The sequence below is a fragment of the Enterobacter sp. R-1.6.2 genome, from assembly GCF_035064085.1.
Lineage (GTDB): Bacteria > Pseudomonadota > Gammaproteobacteria > Enterobacterales > Enterobacteriaceae > Enterobacter > Enterobacter asburiae_B.
Window position 1 is genome coordinate 17,057 of record NZ_JASEYI010000003.1, and the last position, 13,089, is coordinate 30,145.

Annotated in this window: 14 protein-coding genes; 11 read left to right on the forward strand and 3 right to left on the reverse strand. The window is 56.5% G+C overall.

Annotation, left to right across the window (positions count from 1 at the left end; translation table 11 throughout):
* Window positions 1-150: 150 nt before the first annotated feature.
* From lepA to acpS, 7 genes are all read left to right on the forward strand, one after another.
* Window positions 151-1,950 (forward strand): translation elongation factor 4, encoded by a 1,800-nt coding sequence (gene lepA, locus QMN93_RS03845; protein ID WP_032659499.1) that lies wholly within the window; start codon window positions 151-153, stop codon window positions 1,948-1,950.
* A 15-nt stretch (window positions 1,951-1,965) separates the two neighbouring features.
* Complete coding sequence (lepB, locus tag QMN93_RS03850; protein WP_023308848.1) at window positions 1,966-2,940, forward strand: signal peptidase I; 975 nt, start codon at window positions 1,966-1,968, stop codon at window positions 2,938-2,940.
* A 222-nt stretch (window positions 2,941-3,162) separates the two neighbouring features.
* On the forward strand, window positions 3,163-3,843 hold the full coding sequence (gene rnc / locus QMN93_RS03855; RefSeq protein WP_003860711.1) for a ribonuclease III: 681 nt from the start codon (window positions 3,163-3,165) through the stop codon (window positions 3,841-3,843).
* Window positions 3,840-4,745, forward strand: coding sequence for a GTPase Era (era, locus tag QMN93_RS03860; RefSeq protein WP_023308847.1), 906 nt, complete (start codon window positions 3,840-3,842; stop codon window positions 4,743-4,745). The genes rnc and era overlap by 4 nt, the downstream gene beginning before the upstream one ends.
* Before the next feature lie 17 nt (window positions 4,746-4,762).
* A complete protein-coding gene (gene recO, locus QMN93_RS03865; protein ID WP_039263761.1) occupies window positions 4,763-5,470 on the forward strand; it encodes a DNA repair protein RecO in 708 nt (235 codons plus the stop codon).
* Between the two features lie 75 nt (window positions 5,471-5,545).
* Entirely contained in the window at window positions 5,546-6,277 is a 732-nt protein-coding gene (gene pdxJ, locus QMN93_RS03870; protein WP_032659491.1) for a pyridoxine 5'-phosphate synthase, read from the forward strand.
* Entirely contained in the window at window positions 6,277-6,657 is a 381-nt protein-coding gene (gene acpS / locus QMN93_RS03875; protein WP_023294331.1) for a holo-ACP synthase, read from the forward strand. The genes pdxJ and acpS overlap by 1 nt, the downstream gene beginning before the upstream one ends.
* Here the strand turns inward: acpS and QMN93_RS03880 are convergent.
* Entirely contained in the window at window positions 6,654-6,914 is a 261-nt protein-coding gene (locus tag QMN93_RS03880; RefSeq protein ID WP_008502177.1) for a YfhL family 4Fe-4S dicluster ferredoxin, read from the reverse strand. The two genes, acpS and QMN93_RS03880, sit on opposite strands and share 4 nt — an antisense overlap.
* 46 nt (window positions 6,915-6,960) lie before the next feature.
* Complete coding sequence (locus QMN93_RS03885) at window positions 6,961-7,809, reverse strand: MurR/RpiR family transcriptional regulator (protein ID WP_023308844.1); 849 nt, start codon at window positions 7,807-7,809, stop codon at window positions 6,961-6,963.
* Window positions 7,810-7,926: 117 nt separating this feature from the next.
* Here QMN93_RS03885 and murQ point away from each other — a divergent pair, with 117 nt between their 5' ends.
* The 4 genes from murQ to tadA are packed head-to-tail and all read left to right on the forward strand — an operon-like array spanning window position 7,927 to window position 11,396.
* A complete protein-coding gene (gene murQ, locus QMN93_RS03890; protein WP_069303185.1) occupies window positions 7,927-8,820 on the forward strand; it encodes an N-acetylmuramic acid 6-phosphate etherase in 894 nt (297 codons plus the stop codon).
* 11 nt (window positions 8,821-8,831) lie between these two features.
* Window positions 8,832-10,193: a PTS transporter subunit EIIC gene (locus tag QMN93_RS03895; RefSeq protein WP_073001690.1), complete on the forward strand. Its 1,362-nt coding sequence runs from the start codon at window positions 8,832-8,834 to the stop codon at window positions 10,191-10,193.
* Between the two features lie 3 nt (window positions 10,194-10,196).
* Window positions 10,197-10,832 carry a phosphatidylglycerophosphatase C gene (yfhb, locus tag QMN93_RS03900; RefSeq protein WP_039263757.1) on the forward strand — a complete coding sequence of 212 codons (636 nt, stop codon included), beginning with the start codon at window positions 10,197-10,199 and terminating at the stop codon, window positions 10,830-10,832.
* 24 nt (window positions 10,833-10,856) lie between these two features.
* Complete coding sequence (tadA, locus tag QMN93_RS03905) at window positions 10,857-11,396, forward strand: tRNA adenosine(34) deaminase TadA (protein WP_045888303.1); 540 nt, start codon at window positions 10,857-10,859, stop codon at window positions 11,394-11,396.
* On the opposite strand, the gene mltF is transcribed toward tadA, so the two are convergent.
* Window positions 11,284-12,834 carry a membrane-bound lytic murein transglycosylase MltF gene (gene mltF / locus QMN93_RS03910; protein ID WP_182383889.1) on the reverse strand — a complete coding sequence of 517 codons (1,551 nt, stop codon included), beginning with the start codon at window positions 12,832-12,834 and terminating at the stop codon, window positions 11,284-11,286. The genes tadA and mltF overlap by 113 nt on opposite strands.
* Between the last annotated feature and the right edge of the window lie 255 nt (window positions 12,835-13,089).

The following is a 13,089-nucleotide window of genomic DNA, read 5'->3' on the forward strand; positions in this document are numbered from 1 at the left end:
AGAAAACGGCCTTTCTTCACGCTATACCTGCTTCTAAGTGCATTTCCAGGTAGCGAGGATGTAGTGTAGAATGCTGCGTTTTCGCACTGAAAAACGTCAGGCTAAGAACAGCGGCCTCCAGGAATTCGTAAGGCATAATTATTTAACTATATGAAGAACATACGTAACTTTTCGATCATTGCTCACATTGACCACGGTAAGTCGACGCTGTCTGACCGTATTATCCAGATTTGCGGTGGCCTGTCTGATCGTGAAATGGAAGCCCAGGTTCTGGACTCCATGGACCTGGAACGCGAACGTGGTATCACCATTAAAGCGCAGAGCGTTACGCTTGATTACAAAGCGGCTGATGGTGAAACCTATCAACTGAACTTTATCGACACCCCAGGCCACGTTGACTTCTCCTATGAGGTTTCACGCTCGCTCGCGGCCTGTGAAGGCGCGCTGCTGGTGGTGGATGCCGGGCAGGGCGTTGAAGCCCAGACCCTGGCAAACTGCTACACCGCGATGGAAATGGATCTCGAAGTTGTGCCGGTTCTGAACAAGATCGACCTGCCAGCCGCCGATCCTGAACGCGTAGCGGAAGAGATTGAAGATATCGTCGGCATTGACGCGACCGATGCCGTGCGCTGCTCCGCGAAAACCGGTGTGGGCGTGACCGACGTGCTGGAACGCCTGGTACGTGACATTCCGGCCCCGGAAGGCGATCCGGATGGTCCGCTGCAGGCGCTGATTATCGACTCCTGGTTCGATAACTATCTGGGCGTTGTCTCTCTGGTGCGTATTAAAAACGGCACCATGCGTAAAGGCGACAAAATCAAGGTAATGAGTACCGGACAGGTCTACAACGCAGACCGTCTGGGCATCTTCACGCCAAAACAGGTTGACCGTACCGAGCTGAGATGCGGCGAGGTAGGCTGGCTGGTCTGCGCCATTAAAGACATCCTCGGCGCGCCGGTGGGCGATACCCTGACCGGTGCACGTAACCCGGCAGATAAAGCGCTGCCAGGCTTTAAAAAGGTGAAACCGCAGGTTTACGCGGGTCTGTTCCCGGTCAGCTCTGACGACTACGAAAACTTCCGTGACGCGCTCGGTAAACTGAGCCTGAACGATGCTTCCCTGTTCTACGAGCCAGAAAGCTCAACGGCGCTGGGCTTCGGCTTCCGCTGTGGCTTCCTCGGTCTGCTGCACATGGAGATCATTCAGGAACGTCTGGAGCGTGAATACGATCTGGATCTGATCACCACGGCGCCGACGGTAGTCTATGAAGTTGAAACCACCTCGAAAGAAGTGATCTACGTCGATAGCCCGTCCAAGCTGCCGCCGCTGAACAACATTCAGGAGCTGCGTGAGCCTATTGCAGAGTGTCACATGCTGCTGCCGCAGGAATTCCTGGGGAACGTCATTACGCTGTGTATTGAGAAGCGTGGCGTGCAGACCAACATGGTTTACCACGGTAACCAGGTGGCGCTGACCTATGAGATCCCGATGGCGGAAGTGGTACTCGACTTCTTCGACCGTCTGAAGTCGACCTCCCGTGGCTATGCGTCACTGGATTACAACTTCAAACGCTTCCAGGCCTCCAACATGGTGCGTGTGGACGTGCTGATCAACGGCGAGCGCGTGGATGCGCTGGCGCTGATCACCCACAACGACAATGCGCCGTACCGCGGTCGCGAGCTGGTTGAGAAGATGAAAGATCTGATCCCGCGTCAGCAGTTCGATATCGCGATTCAGGCGGCGATTGGCAACCACATTATCGCGCGTTCAACCGTGAAACAGCTGCGTAAAAACGTTCTGGCGAAGTGCTATGGCGGTGACGTCAGCCGTAAGAAAAAGCTGCTGCAGAAGCAGAAAGAAGGTAAGAAGCGTATGAAGCAGGTCGGTAACGTCGAGCTGCCGCAGGAAGCATTCCTTGCCATCCTTCATGTTGGTAAAGACGGCAAATAACCCTAAGGAGTTGGCATGGCGAACATGTTTGCCCTGATCCTGGTCATTGCTACCCTGGTAACAGGTCTGCTGTGGTGTCTGGATAAGTTTATCTTCGCCCCAAAACGTCGTGAACGTCAGGCTGCCGCTCAGGCAGCCACTGGAGATGGGATTGATGCGAAAACCCTGAAGAAAGTCGGCCCGAAACCGGGCTGGCTGGAAACGGGCGCTTCGGTATTTCCGGTGCTGGCGATTGTGCTGGTGGTACGTTCGTTTATTTACGAGCCGTTCCAAATCCCATCAGGTTCAATGATGCCAACGCTGCTGATTGGTGATTTTATTCTGGTAGAGAAGTTTGCCTACGGCATTAAAGATCCTATCTACCAGAAAACGCTGATCGAAACCGGTCATCCGAAACGTGGCGACATCGTGGTGTTTAAATATCCGGAAGATCCGCGCCTGGACTACATCAAGCGTGCGGTAGGTCTGCCGGGTGATAAAGTCACTTACGATCCGGTTGCGAAAGAAGTTACCGTTCAGCCTGGCTGCAGCTCCGGTACCGCCTGTGAAAACGCGCTGCCAATCACTTACTCAAACGTTGAGCCAAGTGACTTTGTGCAGACCTTTGCCCGTCGTAACGGCGGCGAAGCGACCAGCGGATTCTTCCAGGTACCGAAAGGTGAAACCAAAGAGGACGGCATCCGTCTGGTTGAGCGCAAAGAGACGCTGGGTGATGTGACGCACCGAATCCTCACCGTGCCAATCGCGCAGGATCAGCTGGGTATGTACTATCGCCAGCCGGGCCAGCAGCTCGCGAGCTGGATTGTACCGCCAGGACATTACTTCATGATGGGTGACAACCGCGATAACTCTGCGGACAGCCGTTACTGGGGCTTTGTGCCGGAAGCGAATCTGGTCGGCAAAGCCACCGCCATCTGGATGAGTTTTGAGAAGCAGGAAGGCGAATGGCCGACCGGTGTACGCCTGAATCGTATCGGCGGAATCCATTAATTCTCAATAAATGAACGCGTAGCCGCGTTAATTAGCGGCTACGTGAATTATTTCCACGATAAATCTCTTCGAACTAACGACATCCCCTGTCGTTGTGTATAGAATATTCCCCCGAAGTTTAAGGTTGGCCCTGCAAGGGTGCCACGGCACACGAAACCGCGTTGGTTTTCTCAGGTCGGTTTCGTGTGCTGCATTTTTGACGCATTCATTTATTGGTATCGCATGAACCCCATCGTAATTAATCGGCTTCAACGGAAGCTGGGCTACACTTTTCATCATCAGGAGTTGTTGCAACAGGCATTAACCCACCGCAGTGCCAGCAGCAAACATAATGAGCGTCTCGAGTTTTTAGGCGACTCTATTTTAAGTTTCGTGATTGCGAATGCGCTTTATCATCGTTTCCCGCGTGTGGACGAGGGTGATATGAGCCGCATGCGTGCCACGCTGGTTCGGGGTAATACCCTTGCGGAAATCGCTCGCGAATTTGAGCTGGGCGAATGTCTGCGTCTTGGACCGGGTGAACTGAAAAGCGGCGGCTTCCGTCGTGAATCTATTCTTGCCGATACGGTCGAAGCATTAATTGGTGGTGTGTTCCTGGACAGCGATATCCAGACCGTAGAAAAGCTGATCCTGAACTGGTATCAGACCCGTCTGGACGAAATCAGTCCGGGCGATAAACAAAAAGATCCGAAAACGCGTCTGCAGGAATATCTGCAGGGTCGTCATCTGCCGCTGCCGTCTTATCTGGTGGTGCAGGTGCGTGGCGAAGCGCACGATCAGGAATTTACCATCCATTGCCAGGTCAGTGGCCTGAGTGAACCGGTGGTGGGCACAGGTTCAAGCCGTCGTAAGGCTGAACAGGCTGCCGCCGAACAGGCGTTAAAAATGCTGGAGCTGGAATGAGCGAAGATAAAACCTATTGCGGATTTATTGCCATCGTCGGACGTCCGAACGTTGGCAAATCCACCCTGCTGAATAATCTGCTTGGGCAGAAGATTTCAATCACCTCGCGTAAGGCGCAGACCACGCGTCACCGCATCGTCGGCATCCATACTGAAGGCGCGTATCAGGCGATCTACGTCGATACCCCCGGCCTGCACATGGAAGAGAAGCGCGCCATCAACCGCCTGATGAACAAGGCGGCGAGCAGCTCGATCGGCGACGTAGAGCTGGTGATTTTCGTTGTGGAAGGCACCCGCTGGACGCCGGACGACGAGATGGTGCTGAACAAGCTGCGTGACGGCAAAACGCCGGTCATCCTGGCGGTCAACAAAGTGGATAACGTGCAGGAAAAGGCCGACCTGCTGCCGCATCTGCAGTGGCTCGGTAGCCAGATGAACTTCCTTGATATCGTTCCGCTGTCTGCTGAGACCGGCCTGAACGTGGATACCATCGCGGGCATCGTGCGGAAGCATCTCCCGGAAGCGATTCATCACTTCCCGGAAGACTACATCACCGATCGCTCTCAGCGCTTTATGGCGTCTGAAATCATCCGTGAAAAGCTGATGCGTTTCCTGGGTGCTGAACTGCCTTACTCCGTAACGGTGGAGATCGAGCGTTTCCAGACCAACGAGCGCGGTGGCTACGATATCAACGGCCTGATCCTCGTTGAGCGCGAAGGGCAGAAGAAGATGGTTATCGGCAACAAAGGGGCCAAGATCAAAACCATCGGTATTGAAGCCCGTAAGGACATGATGGAGATGTTCGAAGCGCCGGTTCACCTCGAACTGTGGGTGAAAGTGAAATCTGGCTGGGCCGATGATGAGCGTGCTCTGCGCAGCCTCGGTTACGGCGAAGACCAGTAACTTAAGACGACGAGCATATGGATGGATGGCAGCGCGCCTTTGTCCTGCATAGTCGTCCCTGGAGCGAAACCAGCCTCATGCTGGACGTCTTCACGGAAGAGTCGGGCCGCGTGCGCCTTGTTGCGAAAGGCGCACGTTCCAAACGTTCTAACCTGAAAGGTGCCCTACAGCCTTTCACGCCGCTGCTGGTACGCTTCGGTGGGCGAGGGGAAGTGAAAACCCTGCGCAGTGCCGAAGCCGTCTCCCTGGCGCTTCCTCTTTCCGGCATCACACTCTACAGCGGTCTGTATGTCAACGAACTCATCTCACGCGTTCTTGAACATGAGACCCGCTTCTCTGAACTTTTCTTCGATTATCTGCACTGTATCCAGTCGCTGGCTGGCGCAACCGGCACGCCCGAACCCGCATTGCGTCGTTTTGAACTGGCGCTGCTGGGCCACCTCGGATACGGCGTAGATTTTCTGCACTGCGCGGGCAGCGGTGATGAGATAGAAGACACCATGACCTACCGCTACCGCGAAGAAAAAGGCTTCATTGCCAGTATCGTGATAGACAACAGCACATTTACCGGGCGCCAGCTCCGGGCGCTGTATGAGCGCGAGTTTCCCGATCTGGACACCCTGCGCGCAGCAAAACGCTTTACCCGGATTGCCCTCAAGCCGTATCTTGGCGGCAAGCCCTTAAAGAGCCGCGAATTATTCAGGCAATTTGTGCCGAAACGTTAACGTTTTACCCCTCACCCCAGCCCTCTCCCGGAGGGAGAGGGGGAAGAGAAATGAACCAAAATACCGAGGATTGTCATGGCTGAATTACTGTTAGGCGTCAACATCGACCACATCGCCACGCTGCGTAATGCGCGCGGCACGGCGTATCCCGATCCGGTTCAGGCGGCGTTTATCGCTGAACAGGCTGGCGCTGACGGCATTACCGTTCACCTGCGTGAAGACCGTCGCCATATCACCGATCGCGACGTGCGCATTCTGCGCCAGACGCTGGACACCCGTATGAATCTGGAGATGGCGGTCACCGAAGAGATGCTGGCGATTGCCTGCGAGACCCAGCCGCATTTCTGCTGCCTGGTGCCGGAAAAACGCCAGGAAGTGACCACCGAAGGCGGTCTGGACGTGGCCGGTCAGCTCGACAAAATGCGCGATGCCTGCAAGCGCCTGGCGGATGCCGGTATCCTGGTTTCTCTGTTTATCGACGCCGATTTCGCCCAGATTAAAGCGGCGGCCGACGTGGGCGCACCGTATATCGAAATTCACACCGGCTGCTATGCCGATGCCAAAAATGATGCCGAACAGGCCAAAGAGCTGGAGCGTATTGCCAAAGCGGCCACGTACGCCTCAAGCCTGGGACTGAAGGTTAACGCCGGTCACGGCCTGACCTACCACAACGTGAAGGCCATTGCCGCCCTGCCGGAAATGCACGAGCTGAACATCGGCCACGCCATCATTGGCCGTGCGGTGATGAGCGGTCTGAAAGAGGCGGTCTCTGAGATGAAACGCCTGATGCAGGAAGCGCGTCAGTAATGGCTATTCTGGGCTTAGGCACCGATATCGTTGAAATAGCCCGTATTGAAGCGGTGATCGCCCGTAGCGGCGATCGCCTCGCAAGACGCGTGCTGAGCGATAACGAGTGGGCCATCTGGGAAGCGCATCAGCAGCCGGTGCGTTTTCTGGCAAAGCGCTTTGCGGTAAAAGAGGCGGCGGCCAAAGCCTTCGGGACCGGCATTCGTAACGGCCTGGCGTTTAATCAGTTCGAAGTGTTTAACGATGAGCTGGGCAAACCGAGCCTGCGTCTGTGGGGAGAAGCGCAAAAGCTGGCGGAAAAGCTGGGGGTGAATCATATGCACGTGACGATCGCGGATGAACGTCACTATGCCAGCGCGACGGTGATCATCGAAAGTTAAAGTTTGTCCGCGTGATGCATCAGGACAAACTTATCCCATAGCTGCTCTTCGCTCTCGACGTGGGCCGGATCCTTCAGGATGGTATTCGGGATCGGGCACACTTTCTGGCAGGTCGGCGTTTCATAGTGGCCGATGCATTCCGTGCAGCGGTCGCTGTTAATCTCATAGATGCTGTCGCCCATCGAAATCGCCTGGTTCGGGCATTCGGGCTCGCACATATCGCAATTAATGCATTTTTTAGTAATTAACAGCGCCATCAGGAAATTCTCAGAAACAACACAAACCGGGCGGGCATTATACGCGTCAAACCAGTTTCTTTACCAGTTCTTCGCTGTGACGAATGCGCTCGGGCGCGCGCTCCAGATCCTGCTGCACCAGTGCCATAAACAGCAGGTCCGTCAGCATCATTTGCGCGCTGGTGGACGAGATAGCCGCGCTGCGCGTGGCCTGTTCCTCGGCAATGGTATATAAACAGCGCGTTGCCCGCTGCTGGAGGGCATTCGGCGTAAAACCGGTGATCGCCAGAATTTTACCGCCGACGCGCAGGGCTTCATCGGTTGCCATATTGATTTCACGGCGCTCGCCGGAGTAAGAGATGGCCAGCAGCAGATCGTCAGGATCCATCGCCTGTACGGTCGCCAGCAGGGCGTGCATATCCTGCTCGACGATGGCGTTAAGCCCAATTTTCGTCAGCTTCCAGCCAAAGTTACGCGCCACAAGTCCGGACGCCCCGATACCGGTCAGGATGATGCGCCGCGCGCCGCGCAGCATCGCTACGCTCTCCAGCAGCTTCTCTTCCGTATTCACGTCGAGCGTCGCGTGCATAGCCGCCACGTTCTCTTTGATCAGCTTTTCGCCAACCAGCCGCATCGGGTCATCGCCGCGGATCTGATTATGCACCGGCATGGACTGCGGGTTGGGGTTGCTCACCAGCGCTTCGCTGATCGCCAGCTTGAGGGCGGGGAACCCCTTAAAGCCAATCTTCTGGGCAAACTTCACCACGCTGGACTGGCTCACGCCGGCTTCACTCGCCAGCTGCTGCGAGCTGAGATGGCGTGCATGGTCGGGTTGAGAAAGCAGAAAATCCGCCAGCTTCTTGTCGCTTTGGGCAAAGCCTGCATAGCGCTGGCGAATGCGAATTAAACAGTTCATAGGGTCTCCTGGCGAAAATGTGATTATCTGCGCAAATACGAATTTTGCTCGCCTGAATGAATTTTATATTCCATTATGGTGTGATTATTATGAATTAAAAATTCTTGAGGTACAAAAATGAATCTTGGCTCACTTGTTTCTGAAACGCGTAACCCGCAAACCATGGATCTGGATGCACTCTCCACCCTGGAGCTGGTTAACCGCTTTAATCAACAGGATACGCTGGTCGCGCAGGCTGTGAAAGAGACATTACCCGAGGTGGCGAAAGCTGTCGATGCGGCGGCGGAAGCCCTCAAGGCCGGCGGTCGCATTATCTACATGGGGGCGGGCACCAGCGGGCGTCTTGGGGTGCTGGATGCGTCAGAATGTCCGCCCACCTTTGGGGTGCCGCACGGTCTGGTCGTTGGGCTGATTGCCGGTGGACCCGGTGCGCTGCTGAAAGCCGTTGAAGGTGCGGAAGATAACAAACAGCTGGGTGAGGATGATCTAAAGGGGCTGAATCTGACCGCGAAGGATCTGGTGGTCGGGCTGGCGGCATCCGGGCGTACCCCGTACGTCATTGGCGGGCTGGAATACGCCAACCTGACGGGCTGCACGACGGTCGCCATCTCCTGTAACCCTGGCTCACCGATTGCGCAGGTGGCCGCTATTGCTATCTCTCCGGTTGTCGGGCCGGAAGCGCTCACCGGCTCCACGCGCCTGAAATCCGGGACCGCGCAAAAGCTGGTGCTCAATATGATCTCCACCGGCGCGATGGTGAAGTTCGGCAAGGTTTATCAGAACCTGATGGTGGATATGCAGGCCACCAACGTCAAGCTGGTGGACAGAGCCTGCCGCATGGTGATGGAGGCGACAGGCGCAGGCCGTGAAGAGGCAGAAGCGGTACTCAAGCAGACCGATCACGATGTTAAACCGGCCATTCTGATGATCCTGAGCGGGCTGGATGCGGCGGCCGCGAGAGCCAAACTCGATGCGCATAGCGGCTTCTTACGGGCGGCATTAGAAAACTAACAGAGGCGTCTATGGACAAAACAGCAGCGCTCGCCAGCGATATCCTGCAGGGAATCGGTGGGGAAAAAAACATTCAGCGTCTCGAAAACTGCATGACGCGCGTGCGCGTCGAGGTGCATAACGACGACCAACTCGACGTGCCGCGCCTGAAGCAGCTGTCCGGCGTCAGCGGCTACGTTAAACAGGGGCAGCAGCATCAGCTGATCGTCGGGCCGGGGAAAGCGGCGCAGGTTGTTGATGCCATGCGTGCGCTGATGGGCGTAAGCGCGAGCGCGTCGATTGACGATGCGGAGCGCACCAAAGCGCAGGCAAAGGCCAAATACAAAGCCCCCATGAGCGATGCGCTGCGTCAGCTGGCAAACGTCTTTATTCCGCTGATCCCGGCGTTTATTGCCTCCGGCCTGATCACCGGGATCATCAATATCCTCAAGAGACCGGATATTGTGGGGGATTTCGCCACGCAGTATCCGAACCTGCTGGGGATTCTGGGGATCTTCGGCAGCGCTGTTTTCGCCATTATGAACATTCTGGTCGGGGTGAATACCGCGAAGGTGTTTGGCGGATCGCTGGCGATGGGCGGGGTCATGGCGGGCATCTTGTCCAGCCCGCAGCTGGCGCAGATCACGCTGTTTGGCGAGGCGCTCCAGCCCGGGCGCGGCGGGGTAATCGCCGTGCTGCTGGTGGTCATCCTGATGTGCTGGATCGAGAAAAGGCTGCGCGCGGTTCTGCCTGGCTCGATCGAGCTGATTCTCAACCCGCTGTTGACCACGCTGATTACCGGTAGCGTAGCGATTGTGGCCCTCCAGCCGCTAGGCGGATGGATCTCTGAAGCCATCGCTCACGGCGCGTCTCTGGCTATTGACCGCGGCGGCCTGCTGGTGGGAGCGGTGCTGTCAGGTACCTTCCTGCCGCTGGTGCTGACGGGGCTACATCAGGGGCTGGTGCCGATCCACGTCGAGCTGGTGCAGGCGCACGGCTATAACGCGCTGCTGCCTATCCTGTCGATGGCGGGGGTGGGGCAGGTGGGCGCGGCGATTGCCGTACTGATGAAAACCCGCAACGCGCGTCTGAAAAAAATGATTAAAGGCGCGCTCCCGGTCGGACTGCTCGGCATCGGCGAGCCGCTGATTTTCGGCGTTACGCTGCCGCTGGGTAAACCGTTCCTCGCCGCCTGTCTGGGCGGCGCGGTAGGCGGGGCGCTGATCAGCTACTGGAAAGTCGCCACCGTGATCACCTTTGGTCTTTCCGGTTTACCGCTGGCATTAACCATCGTGACCGGAAAAGTGATGCTCTATCTGTTAGGCTATTTAGTAGCGGTGATCGCCGGGTTCCTGTTTACCTGGCTGTTAGGTTTCAACGACCCAGAGGAGTAAGGTTTGGCAAATCACGCGCGTCGCGTTGTCTTTTTCGACCTAGATGGAACGCTGCATCAGCAGGATATGTTTGGTACGTTTATGCGTTACCTGCTGCGGCGTCAGCCTTTGAATGCGCTGCTCGTGCTGCCGCTCTTACCGGTTATCGGGATCGCGCTGCTGGTGAAAGGCCGGGCGGCGCGATGGCCGATGAGTCTGCTGCTGTGGGGATGTACCTTTGGGCACAGCGAAGCGCGGCTTAAGCAGCTCGAAAAGGATTTTGCGCACTGGTTCCGCGGCCACGTCGCCGCCTTTCCGGTGGTGCAGGCGCGCCTGACCAGCTACCTCGACGCGAACGATGCCGACATCTGGCTGATTACCGGCTCCCCGCAGACGCTGGTGGAGCAGGTCTACTTTGATACCCCCTGGCTTCCGCGCGTGAACCTTATCGCCACGCAAATTGCCCGCGGTTACGGCGGCTGGGTGCTGACCCTGCGCTGCCTGGGACATGAAAAAGTGGTCCAGCTGGAAAAACGCATCGGTACGCCGCTGCGCCTGTACAGCGGCTACAGCGACAGCAAGCAGGACAACCCGCTGCTCTATTTTTGCCAGCACCGCTGGCGCGTCACGCCATCAGGCGAACTTCAGCAACTCGAATAGTCTTCTCTAAAACTGGCGTGTATAATGCCGCCCGCTTTTCGACTGGAGTATCAGCCTTTGTCCAACCCTGAACACAATCATGAATACTGGATGCGCCACGCGCTGACGCTGGCTCAACGCGCCTGGGACGAGGGCGAAGTGCCCGTGGGCGCGGTGCTGGTTCATAACAACCAGGTGATTGGCGAAGGGTGGAACCGTCCTATTGGTCGCCACGATCCTACTGCGCATGCCGAAATTATGGCGCTTCGCCAGGGCGGTCTGGTTCTGCAAAACTATCGCCTGCTTGATACCACGCTGTATGTGACGCTGGAGCCGTGCGTGATGTGCTCCGGCGCGATGGTGCACAGCCGGATCGGGACTCTGGTCTTTGGGGCGCGGGATGAAAAAACCGGTGCGGCCGGTTCGCTGATGGACGTGCTGGGTCACCCGGGTATGAACCACCAGGTGAAGACTATCGGTGGGGTGCTTGCACCAGAGTGTTCGGGGCTATTAAGCGATTTCTTTCGAATGCGCCGTCAGCAGAAAAAGCAGCAAAAGGCAGAACTGAAGCTGTCGGACGATTAAGCTCGTCCGGCGCCACGACAGGGTAACTTTGAGCCAGCTGTTTGGCCTCCGTCGCCTCTTTCTCTTTCTCCAGCAGATACCCGACCAGGCTAATCTGATATTTACGGATATTTTCCACGTAGGCGTAGGCTTCATGTCCGCGCGCGTAGCCGTATGTCAGCTTGTTATACCATGGCTTCTGGCTCAGCAGCGGCAGGCGCTGCTTAACGTCTGACCAGCTGTCCGGGTTACCTTTCGTTTTTGCCGTCAACGTTCGCGCATCAAGCATATGCGCGTAGCCCATATTATAGGCCGCCAGCGCAAACCAGATCCGCTCTTCTTCCGGCACCGTTTCCGGTACTTTAGCCATCATGTCCTGCAGGTATCGCGCGCCGCCGCTGATGCTCTGTTCGGCATCGGTACGATCGTTCACGCCCAGGCTCAGCGCGGTATTTTTGGTTAACATCATCAAACCACGTACGCCCGTGGGCGACGTGGCCTGGGTGTCCCAGTGGGATTCCTGATACGAAATAGCCGCCAGCAGCTTCCAGTCAATCTCCTGGGCGTATTTTTCGAACAGCGGCTGCAGGTCCGGCAGGACGCTATCTACCGCGCGCAGGAAGCTGCGGGTGTCAACGTAGTCAAAGTCATCGCCGTGCCCGAGGTACTTCTCCTCCAGACGCGCCAGGGTACCGTCTTCATTGATGGTGTTGAAGAAATCAAGCATCGCGGCAGAGAAGGTCTGATCGTCATCAAGCTGGCTAAACCAGGTCACAGGCTGCTCGTCGGTGACGTCCAGCGCCACGGCGATTTCAGGATGCACCCGCTGGAACAGGCTGATCGCGACCGAATCGGCGATGGTGTACGGCACCTTCTGATCTTTTACCTGCTCCAGCAGCTCCGTCGTGCCGAGTTTCGGATCCACCGTCCAGCTCAGGTCGGGATATTTCTTCTCCTTGAGCTCCCGCAGATCGTCAATCACCACGTGGCCGGGCGCAATCGTCAGCTGCCGATCGTTAATCGTGGACAGCGAGCGCGGGCGCAGGCTCCCGACGCGGTAAACCAGCTGCTGAGAAACGGAGTAGTAGGTCGGGCCTGGCTGGTAGTTCTTGCTGCGCTCGCTGTTATACACCAGCCCGGCGGCGAGCATATCGGCATCGTCGTTATCGAGGTCGTCAAACAGCTGGTTGATATTCTGGCGGACGGTGATTTTAAGCTTCACGCCAAGATAATCGGCGAACTGTTGTGCCAGTTCATAATCCAGACCAATGATTTTGCCGTTGACGTCGCTGTAAATCAGCGGCGAGTTGAGGGTACTGACGCGCAATTCCCCCCGCTCCTGAATGGCGGCGATACGGTTTTCGGCTTTGCCGAACCAGGGGATGGAAGGCCAGAGGGCCACTGCCAGCAGCAACGTTACAATGCCGATGAGCAGATAATTAATCTTTAATTTTTTCAATTAGTTAATTCTCTGCGACGCCGGTTGCCTCAGTCTGCTGTAGCCATGTTAATCATAAGGTTTGCCATTGAATGAGCGGCATTTTGCGTAAACTTGCGCCACTTGGCAACCAATTAGAGAGACAGGTCACATCTATTGTTAAATCTCTGTGCAAATTTTATTTCGACGCAAACGGTTTCGTCGGCGCTCAGGATTCTCTATAATGACGCCCGTTTTCCCCCCTTGCGCACACTGTAAGCGCCCCGGCGCTTCGAA